This window comes from Mesorhizobium sp. CNPSo 4671 (assembly GCF_057784245.1).
Genome location: NZ_JBWLUW010000004.1, coordinates 351193 through 371339 on the forward strand (window position 1 = coordinate 351193; position 20147 = coordinate 371339).

Sequence of the window (20147 nt, forward strand, 5' to 3'; positions counted from 1 at the left end):
AATTTGACCCGCATGACGCCGCAGGACATCACCAAGCTGATCGTCCGGACTTCGATGAAGGATCGGGCAGCGTTCGATCTGCTCTACCGGCAGACCAGCGCGAAACTTTTCGGCGTATGCCTTCGTGTATTGAACGACCGGGGAGATGCTGAAGAAGCGCTGCAGGAAGTCTTCGTCAAGATATGGACGAAGGCGGATCGTTTTGCTGTCTCCGATCTGAGCCCGATCTCCTGGCTGGTGGCAATCGCACGCAACCACGCGATCGATCGCGTCAGGGCACGGCGTAAGCCTGCCGCCGATATCGATGCCGCGCTCGACGTGGCCGATCCGGCACCGGGACCTGAAGCGATGGTGGTGGCGGGCGACGAATCCGAGCGCATCCATCATTGTCTCGAAGAGCTGGAGAAGGACCGGGCGGCGGCCGTCCGGGGCGCTTATCTCAAGGGCGAAAGTTATGCCGAACTGGCGGAACGCCACGGCGTGCCGCTGAACACGATGCGTACCTGGCTGCGCCGCAGCCTGATGAAACTTAGAGAATGTCTGGAAAGATGACACTGGCAGAGGACAATGGACCGGAACGTGGAGGCGACGACCTGCTCGCCGCCGAATACGTTCTCGGCGTTCTGCCGGTGGAAGAGCGGCAGATCGCATCCAGGCGCATCGACACCGAGGCCGATTTCGCGCGGCTCGTTGACGGCTGGGAAGTGCACTTCTCGCCGCTGGCCGTTGCCTATGCGGAAATCGAGCCGCCGCCTTCGGTGAAGCCGGCGATCGACCGCCGCCTGTTCTCGAGCACCGCTCAAACCTCTGCCGCACCAAGCGCCGGAATTTGGTCCAGCCTTGCCTTCTGGCGCGGCCTTGCCGTCGCTGCTGTTGCCGCTCTGGCTCTCTATGTCGCCGTGCCCTATGTCAATCGGCCGGCTGAACAGCCGCATGAGCGGCTTGTCGCCTCGCTGGCCGCCGACGGCAGCGATGTCAAATATCTCGCCGTCTATGATTCCGAGCGGCATGAGGTCAGCCTTTCGCATGTTTCCGGCACGCTCGCATCCGGCAAGGATTTTGAACTTTGGATGATCGAGGGCAAGAACGCCCCGGTCTCGATGGGCGTCATCCCGGCCGGCGTGACCGCGCATATCGGGGTCTCGCCCGCCACGCAGCAGAAGCTGGCGCAGGGTGCGGTGCTGGCTGTCAGCCTGGAGCCTTCAGGCGGTTCGCCGACCGGACAGCCGACCGGGCCGGTGGTTGCCGCGGGCGATCTGAAGGGCATCTGACCGGATTCTCCTCACCGCGAAGCCGTCGCCAGAATAATCCAAATCTATCTTGTGGCACGCATGTCTAAATAACCACGTCAGCCGGCAAACCGTTACGCCGGATAAATCTCTTCGCCCGAACGAATAAAATAAAAATTCAAAAATAGTCTGAAACTCCCACGTTTGTGTTCCGTATCTCCTCACGTTCCCAAAGATGGGAAGAGAAACCCGAGGAGTTTGAACATCATGCGTAGATACGTCGCCCTTTTGCTTGCCGGTCCGATCGCCGTTTCCGCACTCGCCACCGCTGCCTATGCCGAAAACCCGATGGTCGGCGGCGCCGCCATGTATGCCCAGAAGAACATCGTCGAGAACGCCGTCAATTCGAAGGACCACACGACGCTGGTCGCCGCCGTCAAGGCGGCCGGCCTGGTCGAGACACTGCAGGGCGCCGGACCGTTCACCGTGTTCGCGCCGACCAACGAGGCCTTCGCCGCACTGCCGGCCGGCACGGTCGACACGCTGCTGAAACCCGAGAACAAGGACAAGCTCACCAAGATCCTGGCGTGCCATGTCATCGGCGCCAAGGCGATGGCGGCAGATGTCGCCTCGATGGCCAAGGCTGACGGCGGCACGCATAAGGTCAAGACGGTCGGCGGCTGCGAGTTGTCGCTGAAGGCCGAAGGCGGCAAGGTCACCGTCACCGACGAGAACGGCAACGTCGCCAATGTGACGATCGCCGATGTCGAGCAGTCCAACGGCGTCATCCACGTCATCGACAAGGTTTTGCTCCCGAAGATGTGATCGGCCCTGGAATGTAACAAAGGGCTTGCCGCGACGAACCTGCAGCAAGAGCCCTCCGTCGGTTGCATGATCTCGCTCCCGCGACCTGCAGACGACACGCGTGCTCCGCGCCGCCCACGGTCAAGCGTGGACCGGCGCGGAGTGTCGTTGAGGGCCACCGTCACTGGCTTTTGACGTCTGCGTGGCGGTATAGTTTGGCAAAAAGAACAACCGGAGGAACTGGTCATGAACCGTCGCGACTTTCTTTTGAGCGGTGCCGCTGCCATCGGCGTCGTCGGTGCCGCGGCAACCATGCTGCGCATGGGTAGTCCGCAGGCGGCTCAGGCCGCCGAGAAATTCGAGATCACCAAGACGGACGACGAATGGAAAGCCATCCTGTCGCCCGCCGCCTTCGACGTGCTGCGCAAGCAAGGCACGGAGTATCCCGGCACCAGCCCGCTGCTCAACGAGCACCGCAAGGGCATTTTCGCCTGCGCCGGCTGCGACCTGCCGGTCTATCCTTCGGAGACGAAGTTCGATTCCGGCACCGGCTGGCCGAGCTTCTGGCAGGAGATCGCCAACGGCATCGGCAAGACCGAGGACAGGTCGCTCGGCATGACGCGCACCGAAGTGCATTGCCGCCGCTGCGGCGGCCATCTCGGCCATGTCTTCGACGACGGTCCGGCGCCGACCGGCCTGCGCCACTGCATCAACGGCGTGGCGCTGACCTTCAAGCCCGCCACGGCCTGACGGCTTTACTGCGCACAACGAAAAACTCCGGGTCTTGCGGCCCGGAGTTTTTTGCGCGGTCAGAGCTTTTCGGGCGTGGACTGGAGGAGCTTCCCGATACCGCTGCCGCGTATGGTTCTTCTGTCAGTGTCCGCCGCCGCCTCCGCCGCCACCAGGCGCGGCCGGCTTGTTGATCAGCATGGTGAACAGGCCGAGTGTCGCGAACAGCACCGTCAGCATATAGAACACGTCCATGAAGGACAGCAGCGCCGCCTGCTGCTGGACCATGCCCGACAGCTTGGAGATTGCCGCACTGGCCGCGTCGAGGCCCGTCGTCTGCTCGAAGTTGAGCGTCATGTTCTGCAGCTTGGTCTGCGCGGCGGCACTGCCCCACTGCACATGCTCGGCGAGCCTCGCATAGTGGAAGGCGTTGCGGTCGATCAGCACGGTGTTGATGAGCGCAAGGCCGACGGCGCCGCCGAGGTTGCGGGTAAGGTTGAACAGGCCGGACGCATTCTTCAACCGATCTGGCGGCAAGGTGCCGAGCGCGATGTTGTTGATCGGCACCATGCACAGCATCATCGAACAGCCGCGCAGGATCTGCGGGATCAGCAGCTCATAGAAATCCCAGTCGGCGGTCAGATGCGTCATCCACCAGGTGCCGGTGGCGAAGCCGAAGAAGCCGATCATCATCATCAGCCGCAAATCGATCTTGCTCGACAGGATGCCGGAGATCGGCGCGGTGACGAACATCGCCAGGCCGCTGACGAACAGTGCCTCGCCGATCATCATCGAATCGTAGCCACGGATACGGCCGAGGAAGACCGGATAGAGATAGGTGAGCCCGTAGAGGCCGATGCCGATGACGAAGGAAAACAGCGAGCCGAAGGCGAAATTGATGTTGCTGAAGGCCCGCAGGTCGACGATCGGCTCTTCGGCGGTGAAGACGCGCCAGAAGAAGATCACCGCGCCGATGGTCATGACGATGGCGCAGATGAACACCCCCTGGTCCTGCAGCCAGTCATTGTTCGGACCTTCCTCCAGCACATATTCCATGCAGCCGAGGAAGGCCGCCATGCCGGCGAGGCCCCACCAGTCGAACTTGTTGAACAGCTTGAGGTTGGGCTTGTCGAAATCGATCAGCGACCAGGCCGCCGTCGCCACCAGTATGCCGGGCACGACATTGACCAGGAACAGCCAATGCCATGAGAAGGCGTGACTGATATAGCCGCCGACGGTCGGGCCGATGGTCGGCGCCAGCGTCGCCACCAGGCCGATCATCGGCGAGACGATGGCGCGCTTCGAGGGTGGGAAGATGGTGAAGGCCGCGGCAAAGACGCTCGGGATCATGCCGCCGCCGATGAAGCCTTGCACGGCGCGGTAGACGATCATCTGGTCGATGTTGGTGGCGGTCGCGGCGAGCGCGCTGGCGGCGGTGAAGCCGGCGGCGGCAATGGTGAACAGCACGCGCGTCGACAGCATGCGGCTGAGGAAGCCCGACAGCGGGATCATCACCACTTCGGCGATCAGATAGGCTGTCTGCACCCACGGAATTTCATCGGAGCTGGCGCTGAGGCCCGCCTGGATCTCGGCCAGCGAGGCCGAGACGATCTGGATGTCCAGGATCGCCATGAACATGCCGAAGACCATCGCCAGAAAGGCGATGACGCGGCGTGTGGAAATGGTGTCGGGAACTGCCGGTCTTGCCGGCGGCGCTCCTGCGGTGATGGTTGCGGTTGCCATTGCATGGGCCTCCTTGAGGCAGGCCGGGCGGCCTGGTGCTTTAATCAGCCACCGAGCCGCCCTCCGAAAAGCGCTTAGTTGGTCGTGGCGGCAGGCGCGGTGCGGCTGTCAACATTGACGACAACGCTCAAGCCAGCGCGCAGCTTGCCGGTCTTCAGGGCATCGGCCGGGACGTCGATGCGGACCGGGACGCGCTGCACCACCTTGGTGAAGTTGCCGGTGGCATTCTCCGGCGGCAACAGCGAGAAGACCGCGCCTGAGGCCGGAGCAAGCGACGAGACGGTGCCCTGGATGGGATGGCCGTCAATGGCGTCGACCGAGATGTTGACCTTTTCGCCGGGAACCAGCCGGGCAAGCTGGGTCTCCTTGAAGTTGGCGACGATATAGAGCTTGTCCATCGGCACGACGACGGCGAGCTTCTGGCCGGGGCTGACGAGGTCGCCCTGTTCGACCGAACGGTTGCCGACGACGCCGTCATAAGGCGCCTTCAGCACGGTGAAGGACAGGTCGCGCGCGGCCTTGTCGCGGCTCAGTTGCAAGGAGGCCAGCGTGCTCGCCGACTCGGCGCGCTGCGCCTCGAACACACCGATATTGGCCCGCGCGGCGGCGATTTGGGCGTCGGCGCCGACCAACGCGGCATTGGCCTGGTCGAGCGCGGTCTGGGCGTCGTCCAACTGCGCCTGCGTGCCGACATGCGTCTTGAGCAGTTGCGCGGCGCGCTGCTGGGCACGGCCGGCATTGTCGGCCGCGGCCTGGTCGGCAACCTTTTGTGCCTGGGCCTGCTGCAGGGAGGCCTGCGCGGCCTTGGTCTGCGCGTCGATGCGATCGAGCGTCTTGGCCAGCGTAGCCATCTGCGCCTCGGCCTGGGCGACGGCGATCTTGTAGTCGCCGTCATCGATCGTCAGCAGCGGGTCGCCGGCCTTGACCAGCTGGTTCTCGCTGACCTTGACCTGGTCGACATAGCCGGAGATCTTGGGCGAGACGAACGCCATGTCGGCCTGGACATAGGCGTCGTCGGTCGAGATCATGAAACGACCGGTGGTCCAGTAGTCGTAGCCGTACCAGGCGCCGCCGCTCAGCAGGGCAAGGCCGATGATCGGCAGCAGAAAAGAGCGCACCGAGCGCTTCTTCTTGGCCGGAGCTTCGGCTGCCGGCGGCGGTGCGACCGGCAGGACGGGAATTTCTGGCACTTCCGTCGCCGGAGCGACTTTGGCGTTGGGGAAGGGGCGGACTTCGGCGGTGTTGGGTGCGTTCGAGGACATGACATCTCTCTAAAGTAATAATACTGAACCGTTCGGTTCGATCTGGCCGTTGACATAGCGTGAAAAGAGGACCATATCAAGGGGCAATCGAACCGATTGGTTCGAATTATTTTCGAGGTGTGACTTTTATGGCCGAGACAACGCCTGACGTCGAAACCGATAAATGCAATGACTTGCTAGACAGTTTGCGGCGCGGACGCCCGGCGGCCGGACAGGATCCGGTCAAGCGCAGCCAGATCATCGATGGCGCCCGTCGTGTCTTCATCGAGAAGGGCTTTGAAGCCGCCTCGATGAACGACATCACGCGTGAGGCCGGCGTGTCGAAGGGCACGATCTATGTCTATTTCGCCAACAAGGAAGAGCTGTTCGAAGCGCTGATCGAGGAAGAGCGCGGCACCATCTTCAAGAACATGTACGACATGCTCGACCGCGCCGACGATCTGCGCCAGACGCTGGTGAAGTTCGGCAAGGTGCTGTCGATGAAGATCACCTCGGCCAGGGTCATCCAGGCGCAGCGCACGGTGATCGGCGCCTCCGACAGGATCCCCGACATGGGTGCGCGGTTTTACGAACGCGGCCCCAAACGCGGCCATGACAAGATGGTGGAATTCCTCAATGCCGCCATCGAACGCGGCCTGCTCAAGATCGACGATGTCGATCTTGCCGCCTATCAATTCACCGAACTGTGCCTGGCCGGCCTTTTCCGCCAGTGCATCTTCGCCTACCGCACCAAGGCTCCGAGCCAGGAAGAAATCGATCACATCGTCAGATCGGGCGTCGGCATGTTCCTGAAAAACTACGGCACCGAAAGGCTTGCCGAGGATGAAAGCCACCAGATGATTGCCCTGGAGGCAAAGGCCTAGCCTCCATTGGCAGCAAGCACGATCGCTGCCTGCAATTCCTCCATGCCCTCGCCCTTTTCCGACGATGTCGCCAGGACGAACGGAAACGCCGCCGGGCGCTTATTGATCTTGGCCAGTGTCTCCTCGATCAGCCGCGGCACGCCGGCGACCTTGATCTTGTCGGTCTTGGTCAGCACGATCTGGTAGGACACCGCCGCCTTGTCGAGCAGCGACAGCACCTCGTCGTCCTTGGCCTTGATGCCGTGGCGGGCGTCGATCAGCACATAGACCCGCTTCAGCGTCACCCGGCCCTTGAGATAGTCGAAGACCAGCTTGGTCCACTCGTCGACCTTCTCCTTGGGCGCGGTGGCGTAGCCGTAGCCCGGCATGTCGACCAGCGCCATGGGCGGCAGGTCGGCGCCCTCGCCCGAAAAACCGTCCGGCACGAAATAGTTGAGTTCCTGTGTGCGCCCCGGCGTGTTGGAGGTGCGCGCCAGCCCCTTCTGGTTGACCAGAGCGTTGATCAGCGACGACTTGCCGACATTGGAGCGGCCGGCAAAGGCGATTTCCGGCGGCCCTTCCGGCGGCAGGAATTTCATCGCCGGCACGCCGCGGATGAAGATCCACCCGCGCGTGAACAGGTCGGTGCTGATCACAGTACTGTTCAGAGCGTTCAAGCTGCTGCCTCCAGAAGAGAGATATTGGCGCCCCTGATGGCGTCGAGATTGCGGCCGATCTTGTCCACCGGCCAATGCCACCATGCCAATGCCAGCAGCCGCCTGATCGTCCTGTCGTCGAAACGCATCTTCACCACCTTGGCCGCGTTGCCGGCGACAATGGCATAGGGCGGCACATCATGCGTCACCACCGATTTGGCGGCGATGATGGCGCCATGGCCGATTTCCACACCGGGCAGGATCACCGCCTCCATGCCGATCCAGACATCGCTGCCGACCACCGTGTCGCCGCGCACCTCCTTCGACCATGTCGCAGGGTCAAAGCCCTTTTCCCAGCCATGGCCGAAAATGTTGAACGGATAGGTCGAAAAGCCGGACATTGCGTGGTTGGCGCCGTTCATGATGAAGCGCGCGCCTTCGGCGATGGCGCAGAACTTGCCGATGATGAGCTTGTCGCCGATGAAGGGATAGTGGTGCAGAACGCATTTTTCAGCGAATTTGTCCGGCCCTTCCGGGTCGTCATAATAGGTGAAGTCGCCGATCTCGATGTTCGGCTCCGTCACCAGCGGCCTCAGGAAGCCGACGCGGGTGTGCATCGGGATCGGGTGCTTGATATCGGGGTTGGGTCCGTCCATGTCGGTTCGTCCGGGATTGGCAAGCGGGCGCATCCGCAACCGGAGCGCCTGGTCAAAATAACGTGATCCGCCCTATAGCACCAATCGGCTGAGGAGCGAGCCTTCCTTGGCGGACAAGCTCATTTGTTGCCGCGGCAGATCACGATCGGATTGGACAGAGCGCTGTCGAAACCGCTGCCCTGGTAGATCGTGACATTCGAGGCTCCGGGCGGCAGCAGGAAGGTGCCTTCGACAATTTTCTGATCGCCCGCCATCGTGTGCAGAGCCCAGCTAAACGTGCAGAATTGCGCCGGTGCCGCGGGTTCGACGTGGCTGCAGTTCAGCTGCGCGCCACCCAGCATGGCGGCACCGCCGCAGCTGACTGCCTCCTTTGCAACCGCCGCGCCCGGGCATCCGACGAGAGCCGTCACGGCTGCGATCCTGATCCAGTTCATCGTCGAAATCCTTGCCGGAAAACGCTCGCCACCACGGCGGCTTTTCCGCGCCGTGGCCCATGCGATTTTTGTTCGAGGCGGCTTAATCCGTCTTGCACGCGCCGTCCAGCAGGATTATGTGCATGATGATAATAAGCATGCTCACGAAAGTTTGTTCCCTAGATCCTGATCTCCTGCCATGTCCTCCTCGCCCAATATCAGCTTCATGCTGCACGACGTCGCGCGCCTGCTTCGAATGAGATTTGAGCAGCGTTCGCTGCCATCAGGGCTGCGCCGACCCCAGCCCGCCGATCGCAGGGCCTGGCTGCTTTACCTGACCCCGCAGGCCCGATCGCTGCTCGAGATCATGCGCGGCAACGGCCGGAAAACACGAGACGGGGCCTTTGCCGGTCTCTCACCTGAAACACAGCAGCATCTGCTGCAAACCCTAAGCTTGATCAAAACCAATCTGCTCGCGGCTTGCATCCAGCCGGCCGTCGACCGGGAGAAAGTCCATGGCTGAATCAACATCCCCCAAGAAGCCTGCCGAAGACGACCCTTCAACGGGTCGCACCGGCGACCAGGTCATCCGGCTGGACAGCGAACGCGAACAGCGGCGTGGCAATGTCGTCATCGACAATGACGGACTGGAAGCCCCGGCGGCGCTCGAAGCTCCGGCCAAGGAGCCGCGTGCACAGCCGGCCCCTGTCACCGTTGCCCCTCCTGCCCCGGCCAAGCCGAAGCGCAGCCTGACGCGGCCGGTGCTCTTCGCCCTGCTTCCCGTCGCGCTGGTCGTCGGCGGCTATTATTACGTCACCGGCGGCCAGGTGATGACATCGGACAATGCCTATATCCAGGCGCAGTCGCTCGGCGTGTCCACCGACGTCTCCGGCACCGTGCAGGAGATCGACGTGCACGAGAACCAGGCGGTGAAGAAGGGCGACGTGCTCTTCCGCCTGCGGCCGGACTCTTTCGAAACCGCGCTTGCCGCCGCCCAGGCCCAGCTCGGGACCGTGCGCAATCAGGTGCTGACGCTGCAGGCGAGCTACCAGCAGTCGCTGGCGCAGATCGAACAGGCTGAGGCCGACATTCCCTATTACGAGGCCGCCTTCCAGCGGCAGCAGGACCTGCTCAAGACCTCCACCGCCTCCAAGGCGTCTTTCGACAGCGCCCAGCACGACCTCATCGCGGCGCGCCAGAAAGTGGCCGTCGCCAAGTCGCAGGCGCAGGCCACGCTTGCCCAGCTGGGCGGCAACGCCGAGCAGCCGGTGGAGAAGAACCCCTTCTATCTGCAGGCTCAGTCGGGCGTCGACGATGCCCAGCGCAACCTCGGCGATTCCGTCGTCAAGGCGCCGTTCGACGGCGTCGTCACCAATGTCGACGCGCTTCAGGTGGGCAAGTATCTGCCGGCTTCGCAGCCGGCCTTCAGCCTGGTGTCGTCGACCGATCTGTGGATCGAGGCCGAGCCGAAGGAAACCGAACTGACCTATGTGCGCCCGGGACAGACGGCGACAATCAGCGTCGACACCTATCCGGGCGCCGTCTGGCACGGCACGGTTGCCTCGATCAGCCCGGCCTCGTCCTCGAGCTTCTCGCTGCTGCCGGCGCAGAACACCACCGGCAACTGGGTCAAGGTCGTGCAGCGCATCCCCATGCGCGTGACGGTCGATGATATCAAGGGCAAACCGCCGCTGCGCGGCGGCATGAGCGTGGTGGTCGACGTCGAGACCGGCCATGCGCGCGGCCTGCCGGACTTCGTCACCAACCTCCTGAACCGGTTCGGACAGAAATCATGAGCAGCGCGACCGCGGCAGGTGCCACACCGGTGGTCGCCAATCGCGGCGCCATCACGGCCTGCGTGATCCTGGCCGTCATCATGCAGGCGCTGGACACGACCATCGCCAATGTGGCGCTGCCCTACATCCAGGGCAGTGTTTCGGCCAGTGCCGACCAGATCAACTGGGTGCTGACTTCCTACATCGTCGCGGCGGCGGTGATGACGCCGCCTTCGGGCTATCTTGCCAACCGTTTTGGCCGCAAACGCATCCTGTTGACCTCGATCACTGGTTTCGTGGTCGCCTCGGTGCTGTGCGGCTTCGCGCAGTCGCTGCCGCAGATCGTCGGCTTCCGCCTGCTGCAAGGCCTGTTCGGCGCGGCGCTGGTGCCGCTGTCGCAGAGCATCCTGCTCGACATCTACAGCGTCGAAGAGCGCGGCTCCGCGATGGCGCTGTTCGGCGTTTCGGTGATGGTCGGCCCGGTGCTCGGCCCGGTCATCGGCGGCTGGCTGACCGAGAATGTCAGCTGGCGCTGGGTGTTCTACATCAACGTGCCGATCGGCGCCCTGGCTTTCGCCGGCGTGTCCCTGTTCGTCCTGGAAACCAAGCTGGACATCAAGGCAAGGCTGGACTGGCTGGGTTTCGGCATGCTCAGCATCACCATCGCGGCACTGCAGATGTTTCTCGACCGCGGCGAGCAGCTCAACTGGTTCTCGTCCTCCGAGATCATCGTCGAGGCGCTGATCTGCGCGTCGGCCTTCTACATCTTCCTCGTCCACACCTTCACCGCCAAGAACACCTTCGTGAATCCGCGGCTCTTCCTGGACAGGAATTTCGCTGTCGGCATGATCTTCATCTTCATCATCGGCATCACCTATCTCGCCTCGCTGGCGCTGATGACACCCTATCTGCAGACGCTGATGGGCTATCCGGTGGTGACGGCCGGCATCGTCATGGGCCCGCGTGGCCTCGGCACGATGGCGTGCATGTTCCTGGTCGGCAGGCTGATCGGCAAGGTGGATACACGATGGCTGCTGTTCATCGGCCTCGCGATCACCGCCTGGGCGATGTACGACATGACCGGCTGGACCCCTGACGTCTCGCAATGGACCATCGTCAGCACCGGCTTCATCCAGGGCGCGGGGCTCGGCTTCCTGTTCGTGCCGCTGACCACCATCACCTTCGCCACTCTGGCGCCGGAGCGGCGTGCGGAAGGCACCGGCCTCTACAATCTGTCGCGCAACATCGGCTCCAGCGTCGGCATCTCGGTCGTCACCGCGCTCTTGACGCAGAATGTGCAGATCAATCATGCCAACATCGCCACCTATGTGACGCCGTTCAACCAGGCGTTCGGCAATCCGGCGATCGCGCAGGCGATGAGCCCCTACACCGCCGCCGGCCGTGCAGCACTTGACGGTGTGGTGACGCTGCAGGCGACTGTTATCAGCTACATGGACGACTTCAAGCTGATGATGATCCTGTCGCTCGCCGCCATCCCGCTGGTGCTTCTGCTGCGCAAGCCAGGCACGCCGGCCAAGGTCGACCACAGCGCGGTGATGGAGTGAAGCGCTGGAAGCGGTCGACGTTCGATCGCTGAAGCCCACCGGTCTTCGCAGGACGCAAAAAGAAACCGGGGTCCTGTGAGGGACTACAGGACCCCAGCCTCACCGGTAACGGCTTTCCTAGGAAATATGGACCTCGTCATGAGGCGGGGATGGCAGACCAAAGCCCCAACGACCTGCCACTGCCCCCTTTCGCCGGAAGCCGTTACTTCGGCAACAGCACCTTGTTGACGACATGGATGACGCCGTTCGACTGGTTGACGTCGGCGATCGTCACCTTCGCTTCGCCGCCGGATTCGTCCATGATGTAGAGCTTGCCCTTCTTGACCTCGGCGGTGAGCGTGTCGCCCGAGACGGTCTTCATCTCGTATTTGCCGCCCATCGCCTTGGCCTTCTTCATCATCTCGGCGCCGGAAACCTTGCCGGCCACGACATGCGCGGTCAGCACCTTGGTGAGCTTGTCCTTATTCTCGGGCTTCAGCAGCGTGTCGACCGTGCCGGCCGGAAGTGCCGCAAAGGCCTCGTTGGTCGGCGCGAAGACGGTGAACGGGCCGGCGCCCTGCAACGTATCGACCAGGCCGGCGGCCTTGACCGCGGCAACCAGCGTCGTGTGATCCTTCGAGTTGACGGCGTTCTCGACGATGTTCTTGGTGGTGTACATCGGCGCGCCGCCGACATTCGGGTTCTTGGCGTAGGCGGGAGCGGCAATCGCCACGCCGGCGACAAGGGCGGAAATGGCGATGATCCTGAATGACGGCAAGCGCATGTGGTCTTCCTCCGGGTGAGGGCTGATCGGAATTGATAGCCTTTGGAAATGCACACGCAGTCACGCCCCGCGACCGCTTGCAGTTTCGCCGATCACGGGAACGTGAACGGATATCCGCCCAAAGGAAAAGCCCGGGCGAACCGGGCTTTTTCGAGAAGAGAGGTCTTTACTCCGCCGGCGACGGTTTCTTTCGGAACAGCGCGACCAGATTGTCCCACAGCTCGATCTTCGCGCCCTGGCGCTTCATGATCACGCCCTGCTGCAGGATCGACAGCGTGTTGTTCCAGGCCCAGTAGATGACGAGGCCGGCCGGGAAACCCGCCATCATGAAGGTGAAGATGATCGGCATCCAGGTGAAGATCGCGGCCTGCGTCGGATCCGGCGGCGTCGGGTTCATGCGCATCTGCAGGAACATGGTGACACCCATGATCAGCGGCCATACGCCAATCATCAGCATGTGCGGCAGCGTCAACGGGATCAGGCCGAAAAGGTTGAAGATCGAGGTCGGATCGGGCGCGGCCAGATCCTGGACCCAGCCGAAGAACGGCGCGTGCCGCATCTCGATGGTGATGTAGAGCACCTTGTAGAGCGAGAAGAAGACCGGGATCTGCAGCGCCACCGGCCAGCAGCCGGCAAGCGGATTGATCTTCTCGGTCTTGTACAGCTCCATCATCGCCTGCTGCTGCTTCATCTTGTCGTCCGCGTATTTCTCGCGGATTTCGAGCATCTTGGGCTGCACCTTCTTCATGTTCGCCATCGACGCATAGGACTTGTTGGCGAGCGGGAAGAAGAGGGCCTTGACGATGACGGTGGTGGCGAGGATCGCCAGGCCGAAATTGCCGAAGAATTTGTAGAGCGTGTCGATCAGCCAGAACATCGGCTTGGTGATGAAATAGAACCAGCCCCAGTCGATCACCAGATTGAACTGGCGAATATGACGGTCCGCCTCGTAGGCGTTGATCTTGGCGACTTCCTTGGCGCCGGCGAAGATCTCCGTCTCGACCGTCGCGGACTGGCCGGCCTCGACATTGATCGCATCGGTCAGGAAGTCGGACTGGTAGCGATGGCGACCGTCCTCGAAAAAGGCGTAGCGCGGCTGGAAAGGCTGCTTCTCGGTCGGCACCAGCGTGACGGCCCAGTATTTGTCGGTGATGCCGAGCCAGCCATCGGTCGACTTGCCCGGCGTGACCTGCTTTTCAGATTCGATCTTGGCGTATTTGTATTCGGCCAAGCCCTCGGTTCCGGTGACGCCGATCAGGCCCTCATGCAGCACATAGGTGCTGGCGACGGCCGGCTTGTCGTAGCGCGTGACGCGGCCGTAATTGAACAGCGAAACCGCGCTCGAGCCGGAATTCTGCACCGTATCCGTGACCGTGAACATGTAGTTGGCGTCGACGGAGAAGATGCGTTTGAAGGTCAGGCCCTTGTCATTGGTGTAGGTGAGCGTCACCGGCGTCGACGGGGTCAGCGTCGGATTGCCGTCGACGCTCCACTGCGTTTCGGCGCCCGGCACCGTGCCGGTCTTGTCGTTGCCGACGAAGCCGATCTCGGCGAAATAGCCGGTCGGCAGGGCCTGCGGGTTGAGCAGTTCGATCTCGGGCGAATTCTTGTCGACGGTCTCGGTGTAGTGCTTGAGCTTGAGGTCGTCGAGACGCGCGCCGGTCAGGTTGATCGAGCCCTCGAGGCTCGGCGTGTCGATCTTGACGCGCTTCGAAGCCGCCAGCGCCTGGTCGCGGCCGGCCGCGGTGACGGTGTCGCCGCCAGGCGCGTTGGGGATGGTGCCCGGCGCCGGGGCCGGTGTTCCAGCACCCGGATTGGCCGCCTCGGCCGCCTTCTTCTGCTCTTCGACACGCTGCTGCTCGATCTTGGCCGCCTCGCGCTGCTGCTCGACGCGCGGGTTCATGTAGAAAACCTGCCACAAGGTCAGGATCAGCACCGACAGCGCGATGGTGATGAAGAAATTCCGGTTGTTTTCCATCGAGAGCCCTTGGCCTATCGTGTTCCGCGAAGTCGGCGGGAGAGTTCGGCCTTCAACTGGCCGAACGGGGCGCGCAGCGCATCATCGCGCCCGACGATGACATAGTCATTGCCGGGCACCATGTCATCTGCGGCATGGACGCGGACGGCTTCTTTAAGCCGCCGCCTGACGCGGTTGCGCACAACAGCGTTGCCGACCTTCTTGGTGACGGTGTAGCCGACGCGCGGCACGCCGCCATCGCCGCGGTCAAGGACCTCGACGAGGAAAAACCGTCCGCGTCGCTTTTCACCACGACGGACGGCCAGGAATTCCGCGCGTTTCAGAAGCCGCTTGGGATTTTGCCCCACTGGCTTGCCGGTTGCGGGCAACGATCTCGTCTCGCTTAGGCGCTGAGCCGCTTGCGGCCGCGGTTGCGGCGAGCTGCGACGACGCCACGACCACCCTTGGTGGCCATGCGGGCACGGAAACCGTGTCGGCGTTTGCGGACGAGTTTGGACGGTTGGTAGGTACGCTTCATTTGTTTTAATACCGCGGGGTGCGGCCCTTCTTGATTCTGTCACTTTGTAACAGGAGCTTTGCCGGGCCGGCTTTGGCGCGATCGAAACCGCGCCGGGACGAATGGCCCGAGCGTGAGCGGGCTTATAGAAAGAAGGGTTTTGGAAGTCAATCCGGGGTCGTCGCGCCGCGGACGCAGGCTTCATGACGGTAATTTAATGTTCCGACCAAAGGATAAAATTGGCAAAAATGCCGCAATCGCCTAATCTTGGCTGATCAAGTGATTGTGAAGACAGAGTCGCATGAGCGAAGCCAGCCAAGCGGGGGAAGGGATCGGCACGGCGCCTGCCACCGTCCGCAGCGTACCCTTGTCGCGCGGCCTGTCGACGAAATTGCTGCTGCTCACCATTGTTTTCGTGCTGTTGGCGGAAGTGCTCATCTTCCTGCCCTGGATCGCCAGCTACCGGCTGAGCTGGCTCAAGGAGCGGCTGAGCACGGCCGCGGCCGTGTCGATCGTGCTGGTGCAGGGCGAGTCGACCTCGCTGTCGCGCACGGCCCAGAATGACGTGCTGATGGCGATCGGCGCCAAGGCGATTGCGGTGCGCGATGGCGGCGTCTCGCGGCTTCTGGTGGTGGCGGACATGCCGCCGCAGGTCGACGAGCATATCGACCTCGCCAGCGTCGGCATGATCAAGGGCATGACCGGCGCGCTCGACACGCTGTTCTTCGGCGGCGACCGGATGCTGCGCGTTTTCGGACCGGTCGGCGACAGCGACAAGGAATTCGAGCTGATCATGCCGGATTACTCGCTGCGCAAGGCGATGCTCATCTATTCGCGCAACGTCGCCTTCGTCTCGCTGCTGATCTCGCTGTTCACCGCCATGCTGGTCTATGCCGCGATCGACCTGATCATGATCGGCCCGATCCGCACCATGACGCGATCGATGCTGTCCTTCTCCGAAGCCCCCGACGACCCCGGGCGCATCATCCATCCCGCCGCCCGCTCCGACGAGATCGGCGTTGCCGAACGCGAGCTGTCGCAGATGCAGGAGCGGCTGCAAAAGATGCTCTCCGAGCAGAAGCACCTTGCCGATCTCGGCCTGGCGGTCTCGAAGATCAACCACGACATGCGCAACATCCTGGCCTCAGCGCAGCTGATGTCGGACCGCCTGCGCCAGGTCAGGGATCCGACCGTGCAGGCTTTCGCGCCGAAGCTTTTGCGCGCGCTCGATCGTGCGGTGTCCTATTCCGAAGGGGTGCTTCACTATGGCCGCACGCAGGAGCCGCCGCCTTCGCGCCGCCGGGTGCGGCTGCGCCAGCTAGTCGAGGACGTGCACGGCCTGCTCGACATCGAGGAGGGCATCGAGTTCATCAACGCCGTCGAGGCGGCTTTCGAGGTGGACGCCGATTCCGACCAATTGTTCCGGGTGCTCACCAATCTTTGCCGCAACTCGGTGCAGGCAATGGCCGCCGACACCGAAAGCGCCGTGGTGCGGCGGCTGGCGGTCTCGGCCGAGCGCATGGGCAGCGTTAGCCGCATCGCCGTCACCGACACCGGACCCGGCCTGCCGCCGAAGGCCCGCGAAAACCTGTTCGCGGCATTCCGCGGCTCGGCCCGCAGCGGCGGCACCGGCCTCGGCCTGGCGATCGCACATGAGCTGATCCGTGCGCATGGCGGCTCGGTGGAACTGGTCGAGTCGATTGGCGGGCGCACCACTTTCGCCGTCACCATCCCCGACCAGCCGGTGCGGCTCGACCAGGCCCGTGGCAGCCTGCGCCGGCCCGCGTGACGGTCTCGGCGCTGTTTTCCTGAGGGCTTTTGCCGTTCAGACCCGACGCTTCAATGATCTTCCCCGAGACTTTTCCCCTGTCCGCTGAAATCAGACCAGCTCTCCGGCAGCTTCAAAGCCTTGGATCGGGGCCGTCATCACCGGATGGCACACTCACGACAAAACTTTTGCCGGATCGACTTGCTTTTCGCAAATTCAGTCGTTAGGGAACTGCACACATTCGCGGCCGGTCCTTGGGATCGGATCGCGGGGCCGTTGAAAACATGGCCTGATGCGCGCCCGTAGCTCAGCTGGATAGAGCACCAGACTACGAATCTGGGGGTCAGGAGTTCGAATCTCTTCGGGCGCGCCATTTCTTGAAACCGCTCATCTTATTCGATCGTCAAAACGTCCGTGGCCGCGGCGTTTGGGACGTTTCCGTCGGACAATGCGGCCCAGCGATTCCCATCGCCGGGAGAGCCAGATCGGCCAAGAGCTTGATCGTGAGACGCGTGCGCACTGCAAAAACCAATTGCGAGATAGAGCCAGCCGATCTAAACTGATTGCATAACGCAATCAGAAGCGCTCGGATGTGCCGTGTGAGAAACGGGGGAAGTATGGCCAAGCTCGTGTTCGGAATGAACCAGTCCCTGGACGGCTACGTCGACCATATGGGATTTGCGCCAACCCCTACACTCTTCCGCCACTTCATCGAGGAGGCTCAGCAGCAGGGGGGCAGCGTGTACGGTCGCCAAATGTATGAAATCATGCGTTACTGGGACGACGATCGTCCTGAGTGGGATGCGGATCGGCAGACCTACGCGGCGGCGTGGCGGAACCAGCCGAAATGGGTCGTCTCGCGCTCGCTGAAGTCGGTCGGCCCGAACGCCAGGCTGATCGAGGATAGTCTCGAAAGCGCGATCCGCAATCTGAAGGCCGGGAGCGACGGGGAGATCGAGGTTGCTGGTCCGACCTTGGCGCAAAGCCTTACGGAGCTTGGCCTGATCGATGAATATCGAATCTACCTTCACCCCGTCGTGCTTGGTCACGGCAAGCCATATTTCGCCGGACCCCGGCCGCGGCTCCGCCTCGTGACTCACGATCGGATTGGCGAGGACGTGATCCGGCTGACCTATGTTCCTGCCTGATCGTGCGATGTGGCCCGTGCCGTTCCACCGCGTCGACAAGGAAGAATAAGCCTCGCAGCCGGGCGAGGGCCCGCACAAGCAGCACGTGCAAGCGGTAGCGTTCATCACGCGGTACGGCGCCAACCTCCTGATGGATTGTATGGTTCTGCTGATACAGCCGATACTGTCCGTTTGCGTGCGGCAGGCACAGCCTTGGAGTAGATCCGACCATGACCCTTCCCGGCATCAAACGTGCCCTGATCACCGGCGCCGGAGCCGCCGACGGCATCGGCTTCGCCATTGCCCGCCAGCTTGGCCAAGCCGGCCATGCCGTGTTCCTCACCGGCGCCAGTGCACGCGTACTTGACCGCGCCGGCGAGCTTCGTGCCGAAGTCATCGATGCCAGGGCCGTGGTCGCCGATCTCACCAAGGCCGCCGATGTCGCGCGGCTGCGGGCTGAGATCGGCGCCGTCGACATATTGGTCAACAATGCCGGCATGGGCTCGTTGGCATCACCCTCGGCCGACAAGGCGTTTGTCGCCATGACCGAAGCCGATTGGGATCAAGGCATAGACGTCAGCCTGAAGACGGCGTTTCTGGCTACCCACGCGTTCCTGCCGGCAATGATCGAAGCGGGCTATGGGCGCATCGTCAATGTGGCGTCGGTCACCGGTCCGCTGGTGTCTTTCGTCGGCACATCAGCCTATTCCGCCGCCAAGGCCGGCATGGTCGGCCTGACGCGTACGCTGGCGCTCGAAGTGGCCAGGAGCGGCGTGACTGTCAATGCCGTGGCGCCCGGCTGGATCGAAACGGGCTCGTCGAGCGAGATGGAGCTGAAAGCGGCCCTGCATACGCCACCGGGGCGGGCCGGCCGGCCGGATGAAGTGGCCGCAGTGGTGGTGTTCCTCGCCTCGGCAGGCGCCAGCTATGTCAACGGCGCTCTTCTGGTGGTCGATGGCGGCAACAGCCTCCAGGAGCTCAAGGGCTGAGGCTCTGTCGGCCTGGTGCCTGGGCCAATCAATGGGAACCAAACCGCCCGGCGGCGGTTTTCCTCTTGAAGGGACGCAGACCTCAAAGGTGCGGAACAATGTACGACCATCTGGAATTGGAACTGGCGAGAGCCAGGCTGCGCGTCAAGCGTGCGGAACTCTTTCTCACGCGAGCGAATGAAATGCTGGACGAGGAGCGGGGCGTCGGCATCAGCATTGCCTTGTGCTGCCGGATCAGATCCGAGCAAAGACGTGTGGCTGACGCGCGCGCTCGCCTCCGCCACATCGATCCCACAACACACTGATCGTGCCATGGCTATGTCCTTCGCATCTCCCGAAAAGAGTGCGGCATATCGCGCCGCAAAGCTCGCTGTGCTGCGAAAGCTGATGGTGAAGCATATCGAGCGCACCGATGCTCAGGCGCGGAATGTCGAACAGGCGCTCGCGGTGTTGGCTGAGGCAAATGCTCGGGCCCGCGGCCCGCATTAGTAGCATCAGGTGTCCTCACGACGCCTTCGCCAGAAAACTCTGGTAGTCCGACTTCGCCTGCAACAGCCTCAGCACGTTTTCGCGTGAGCCGCGCACATGGGCGCGGGCCAGGGTGCCGGCGCGGGCGGCGTCGCCGGCGCAAATCGCTTCGACGATCTCGGCATGCTCTTCGCGGGCGATCTTCCATTCGTCGAGCCACAACAGTTCGGTCCAGACATAGTGCTGGCACTTGTCGAGGATGCCGCACAGCATGCCGTGCAGCATGGCGTTGCCGCTGATCTCGGCGATGACGCGGTGCAGGTCGATGCCGACCTCGAGCTCCTGGAATTTTTCCTTTGTCGTGCGGTCGGGAATGGCGGCCAGCCGCTCGCATTCGGCCAGCATGGCGCGCAGCCTTGCCTTGTCCTTCTCGGTCGCCGCGGCCGCCGCCAGTTCGGTCGCGTGGCCGTCGAGCAGTTCGCGGATGTCGAAGGCCTCGCGGAACATGTTGATGTCGAACTCGGTGACGACATAGCCCTGGCGCGGGCGGCCGGTGACCAGGCCGTCACGCTCGAGGCGGTTGAAGGCCTCGCGCACCGGCGTGCGGCTGACACTGAGTTTTGCGGCGATATCGCTCTCGGTGACGCGCGAACCCGGCGGAATCTGGCCCGTCACGATCATCGCCTTCAGCGAAGTGTAGACCGAGTCGCGCAGCGTGTTTTTGGTTTTCTTGTTCAAAGATCCGTCCCCACCGGCAATCGACATTTGCCTATCTCTATTCGCAGTCGGCGCGATTTGCCACGCCCTGGCGGCGCTGCCCACGCCAGCCTGCATCGTGCCTGTCAGCCAGATTCGGACGGTGTTGACATCGCCGAACCCTAGGT

At 62.9% G+C, this 20147-nt stretch carries 22 protein-coding genes and 1 tRNA gene; 13 read left to right on the plus strand and 10 right to left on the minus strand.

Features of this window, described 5'->3' with window-relative positions:
- Window positions 1-12 precede the first annotated feature (12 nt).
- The 4 genes from AC04SF_RS13830 (at window position 13) to msrB (ending at window position 2783) form a co-directional block, all read left to right on the plus strand.
- On the plus strand, window positions 13-552 hold the full coding sequence (locus AC04SF_RS13830) for a sigma-70 family RNA polymerase sigma factor (RefSeq protein ID WP_095203779.1): 540 nt from the start codon (window positions 13-15) through the stop codon (window positions 550-552).
- Window positions 549-1271 carry an anti-sigma factor gene (locus tag AC04SF_RS13835; RefSeq protein ID WP_488478606.1) on the plus strand — a complete coding sequence of 241 codons (723 nt, stop codon included), beginning with the start codon at window positions 549-551 and terminating at the stop codon, window positions 1269-1271. The genes AC04SF_RS13830 and AC04SF_RS13835 overlap by 4 nt, the downstream gene beginning before the upstream one ends.
- Before the next feature lie 225 nt (window positions 1272-1496).
- Window positions 1497-2054: a fasciclin domain-containing protein gene (locus tag AC04SF_RS13840; RefSeq protein WP_488478248.1), complete on the plus strand. Its 558-nt coding sequence runs from the start codon at window positions 1497-1499 to the stop codon at window positions 2052-2054.
- A gap of 225 nt (window positions 2055-2279) precedes the next feature.
- Window positions 2280-2783 (plus strand): peptide-methionine (R)-S-oxide reductase MsrB, encoded by a 504-nt coding sequence (msrB, locus tag AC04SF_RS13845; RefSeq protein WP_096452414.1) that lies wholly within the window; start codon window positions 2280-2282, stop codon window positions 2781-2783.
- 123 nt (window positions 2784-2906) lie between these two features.
- Here msrB and AC04SF_RS13850 read toward each other — a convergent pair whose 3' ends face one another.
- Window positions 2907-4505 carry a DHA2 family efflux MFS transporter permease subunit gene (locus AC04SF_RS13850; RefSeq protein WP_488478249.1) on the minus strand — a complete coding sequence of 533 codons (1599 nt, stop codon included), beginning with the start codon at window positions 4503-4505 and terminating at the stop codon, window positions 2907-2909.
- A 74-nt stretch (window positions 4506-4579) separates the two neighbouring features.
- Window positions 4580-5767 carry an HlyD family secretion protein gene (locus tag AC04SF_RS13855; protein WP_488478250.1) on the minus strand — a complete coding sequence of 396 codons (1188 nt, stop codon included), beginning with the start codon at window positions 5765-5767 and terminating at the stop codon, window positions 4580-4582.
- 128 nt (window positions 5768-5895) lie between these two features.
- On the opposite strand from AC04SF_RS13855, the gene AC04SF_RS13860 reads away from it, so the two are divergent.
- Window positions 5896-6630: a TetR/AcrR family transcriptional regulator gene (locus tag AC04SF_RS13860; protein WP_202351974.1), complete on the plus strand. Its 735-nt coding sequence runs from the start codon at window positions 5896-5898 to the stop codon at window positions 6628-6630.
- On the opposite strand, the gene yihA is transcribed toward AC04SF_RS13860, so the two are convergent.
- The 3 genes from yihA to AC04SF_RS13875 all read right to left on the minus strand — a co-directional run bounded on the left by yihA (window position 6627) and on the right by AC04SF_RS13875 (window position 8355).
- On the minus strand, window positions 6627-7286 hold the full coding sequence (gene yihA / locus AC04SF_RS13865; RefSeq protein ID WP_488478251.1) for a ribosome biogenesis GTP-binding protein YihA/YsxC: 660 nt from the start codon (window positions 7284-7286) through the stop codon (window positions 6627-6629). The genes AC04SF_RS13860 and yihA overlap by 4 nt on opposite strands.
- A complete protein-coding gene (locus AC04SF_RS13870) occupies window positions 7283-7921 on the minus strand; it encodes a CatB-related O-acetyltransferase (RefSeq protein WP_488478252.1) in 639 nt (212 codons plus the stop codon). Before AC04SF_RS13870 ends, yihA begins: the two co-directional genes overlap by 4 nt.
- A gap of 119 nt (window positions 7922-8040) precedes the next feature.
- The gene (locus tag AC04SF_RS13875) at window positions 8041-8355 is read right to left on the minus strand and encodes a hypothetical protein (RefSeq protein ID WP_488478253.1); all 315 of its coding nucleotides are present in this window, start codon (window positions 8353-8355) and stop codon (window positions 8041-8043) included.
- Window positions 8356-8533: 178 nt separating this feature from the next.
- On the opposite strand from AC04SF_RS13875, the gene AC04SF_RS13880 reads away from it, so the two are divergent.
- Genes AC04SF_RS13880 through AC04SF_RS13890 form a run of 3 tightly spaced genes read left to right on the plus strand, consistent with a single transcriptional unit; the run spans window position 8534 to window position 11674 of the window.
- Window positions 8534-8857, plus strand: a complete 324-nt coding sequence (locus tag AC04SF_RS13880; RefSeq protein ID WP_488478254.1) for a hypothetical protein — start codon at window positions 8534-8536, stop codon at window positions 8855-8857.
- On the plus strand, window positions 8850-10130 hold the full coding sequence (locus AC04SF_RS13885) for an HlyD family secretion protein (RefSeq protein ID WP_488478255.1): 1281 nt from the start codon (window positions 8850-8852) through the stop codon (window positions 10128-10130). The genes AC04SF_RS13880 and AC04SF_RS13885 overlap by 8 nt, the downstream gene beginning before the upstream one ends.
- Window positions 10127-11674: a DHA2 family efflux MFS transporter permease subunit gene (locus AC04SF_RS13890; protein ID WP_488478256.1), complete on the plus strand. Its 1548-nt coding sequence runs from the start codon at window positions 10127-10129 to the stop codon at window positions 11672-11674. Before AC04SF_RS13885 ends, AC04SF_RS13890 begins: the two co-directional genes overlap by 4 nt.
- 202 nt (window positions 11675-11876) lie before the next feature.
- Here the strand turns inward: AC04SF_RS13890 and AC04SF_RS13895 are convergent, their stop codons facing one another.
- The 4 genes from AC04SF_RS13895 to rpmH all read right to left on the minus strand — a co-directional run bounded on the left by AC04SF_RS13895 (window position 11877) and on the right by rpmH (window position 14932).
- Window positions 11877-12437, minus strand: coding sequence for a fasciclin domain-containing protein (locus AC04SF_RS13895; RefSeq protein ID WP_096452396.1), 561 nt, complete (start codon window positions 12435-12437; stop codon window positions 11877-11879).
- A gap of 166 nt (window positions 12438-12603) precedes the next feature.
- A complete protein-coding gene (yidC, locus tag AC04SF_RS13900) occupies window positions 12604-14415 on the minus strand; it encodes a membrane protein insertase YidC (RefSeq protein ID WP_488478257.1) in 1812 nt (603 codons plus the stop codon).
- A gap of 14 nt (window positions 14416-14429) precedes the next feature.
- Entirely contained in the window at window positions 14430-14783 is a 354-nt protein-coding gene (gene rnpA / locus AC04SF_RS13905) for a ribonuclease P protein component (protein ID WP_027040889.1), read from the minus strand.
- A gap of 14 nt (window positions 14784-14797) precedes the next feature.
- Entirely contained in the window at window positions 14798-14932 is a 135-nt protein-coding gene (gene rpmH, locus AC04SF_RS13910) for a 50S ribosomal protein L34 (protein WP_008833937.1), read from the minus strand.
- 280 nt (window positions 14933-15212) lie between these two features.
- Between rpmH and AC04SF_RS13915 the strand changes: the two genes are divergently transcribed.
- The 5 genes from AC04SF_RS13915 to AC04SF_RS13935 all read left to right on the plus strand — a co-directional run bounded on the left by AC04SF_RS13915 (window position 15213) and on the right by AC04SF_RS13935 (window position 19100).
- Window positions 15213-16700 carry an ATP-binding protein gene (locus tag AC04SF_RS13915; protein WP_488478258.1) on the plus strand — a complete coding sequence of 496 codons (1488 nt, stop codon included), beginning with the start codon at window positions 15213-15215 and terminating at the stop codon, window positions 16698-16700.
- A gap of 275 nt (window positions 16701-16975) precedes the next feature.
- A tRNA-Arg gene (locus AC04SF_RS13920) sits at window positions 16976-17052 on the plus strand.
- Between the two features lie 244 nt (window positions 17053-17296).
- A complete protein-coding gene (locus AC04SF_RS13925; protein WP_488478259.1) occupies window positions 17297-17827 on the plus strand; it encodes a dihydrofolate reductase family protein in 531 nt (176 codons plus the stop codon).
- 209 nt (window positions 17828-18036) lie between these two features.
- Window positions 18037-18795, plus strand: coding sequence for an SDR family oxidoreductase (locus AC04SF_RS13930; RefSeq protein WP_488478260.1), 759 nt, complete (start codon window positions 18037-18039; stop codon window positions 18793-18795).
- A 98-nt stretch (window positions 18796-18893) separates the two neighbouring features.
- Window positions 18894-19100, plus strand: a complete 207-nt coding sequence (locus tag AC04SF_RS13935; RefSeq protein WP_488478261.1) for a hypothetical protein — start codon at window positions 18894-18896, stop codon at window positions 19098-19100.
- Window positions 19101-19299: 199 nt separating this feature from the next.
- Here the strand turns inward: AC04SF_RS13935 and AC04SF_RS13940 are convergent, their stop codons facing one another.
- Entirely contained in the window at window positions 19300-20001 is a 702-nt protein-coding gene (locus AC04SF_RS13940; protein WP_488478262.1) for a GntR family transcriptional regulator, read from the minus strand.
- Window positions 20002-20147 lie beyond the last annotated feature (146 nt).

Bases quoted from the DNA above. Each gene is read 5' to 3' on its own strand.
- AC04SF_RS13830 (WP_095203779.1), top strand. From the start codon at position 13: ATGACGCCGCAGGACATCACCAAGCTGATCGTCCGGACTTCGATGAAG.
- AC04SF_RS13835 (WP_488478606.1), top strand. From the start codon at position 549: ATGACACTGGCAGAGGACAATGGACCGGAACGTGGAGGCGACGACCTG.
- AC04SF_RS13840 (WP_488478248.1), top strand. From the start codon at position 1,497: ATGCGTAGATACGTCGCCCTTTTGCTTGCCGGTCCGATCGCCGTTTCC.
- msrB (WP_096452414.1), top strand. From the start codon at position 2,280: ATGAACCGTCGCGACTTTCTTTTGAGCGGTGCCGCTGCCATCGGCGTC.
- AC04SF_RS13850 (WP_488478249.1), bottom strand. From the start codon at position 4,505: ATGGCAACCGCAACCATCACCGCAGGAGCGCCGCCGGCAAGACCGGCA.
- AC04SF_RS13855 (WP_488478250.1), bottom strand. From the start codon at position 5,767: ATGTCCTCGAACGCACCCAACACCGCCGAAGTCCGCCCCTTCCCCAAC.
- AC04SF_RS13860 (WP_202351974.1), top strand. From the start codon at position 5,896: ATGGCCGAGACAACGCCTGACGTCGAAACCGATAAATGCAATGACTTG.
- AC04SF_RS13870 (WP_488478252.1), bottom strand. From the start codon at position 7,921: ATGGACGGACCCAACCCCGATATCAAGCACCCGATCCCGATGCACACC.
- AC04SF_RS13875 (WP_488478253.1), bottom strand. From the start codon at position 8,355: ATGAACTGGATCAGGATCGCAGCCGTGACGGCTCTCGTCGGATGCCCG.
- AC04SF_RS13880 (WP_488478254.1), top strand. From the start codon at position 8,534: ATGTCCTCCTCGCCCAATATCAGCTTCATGCTGCACGACGTCGCGCGC.
- AC04SF_RS13885 (WP_488478255.1), top strand. From the start codon at position 8,850: ATGGCTGAATCAACATCCCCCAAGAAGCCTGCCGAAGACGACCCTTCA.
- AC04SF_RS13890 (WP_488478256.1), top strand. From the start codon at position 10,127: ATGAGCAGCGCGACCGCGGCAGGTGCCACACCGGTGGTCGCCAATCGC.
- AC04SF_RS13895 (WP_096452396.1), bottom strand. From the start codon at position 12,437: ATGCGCTTGCCGTCATTCAGGATCATCGCCATTTCCGCCCTTGTCGCC.
- yidC (WP_488478257.1), bottom strand. From the start codon at position 14,415: ATGGAAAACAACCGGAATTTCTTCATCACCATCGCGCTGTCGGTGCTG.
- rpmH (WP_008833937.1), bottom strand. From the start codon at position 14,932: ATGAAGCGTACCTACCAACCGTCCAAACTCGTCCGCAAACGCCGACAC.
- AC04SF_RS13915 (WP_488478258.1), top strand. From the start codon at position 15,213: ATGAGCGAAGCCAGCCAAGCGGGGGAAGGGATCGGCACGGCGCCTGCC.
- AC04SF_RS13925 (WP_488478259.1), top strand. From the start codon at position 17,297: ATGGCCAAGCTCGTGTTCGGAATGAACCAGTCCCTGGACGGCTACGTC.
- AC04SF_RS13930 (WP_488478260.1), top strand. From the start codon at position 18,037: ATGACCCTTCCCGGCATCAAACGTGCCCTGATCACCGGCGCCGGAGCC.
- AC04SF_RS13935 (WP_488478261.1), top strand. From the start codon at position 18,894: ATGTACGACCATCTGGAATTGGAACTGGCGAGAGCCAGGCTGCGCGTC.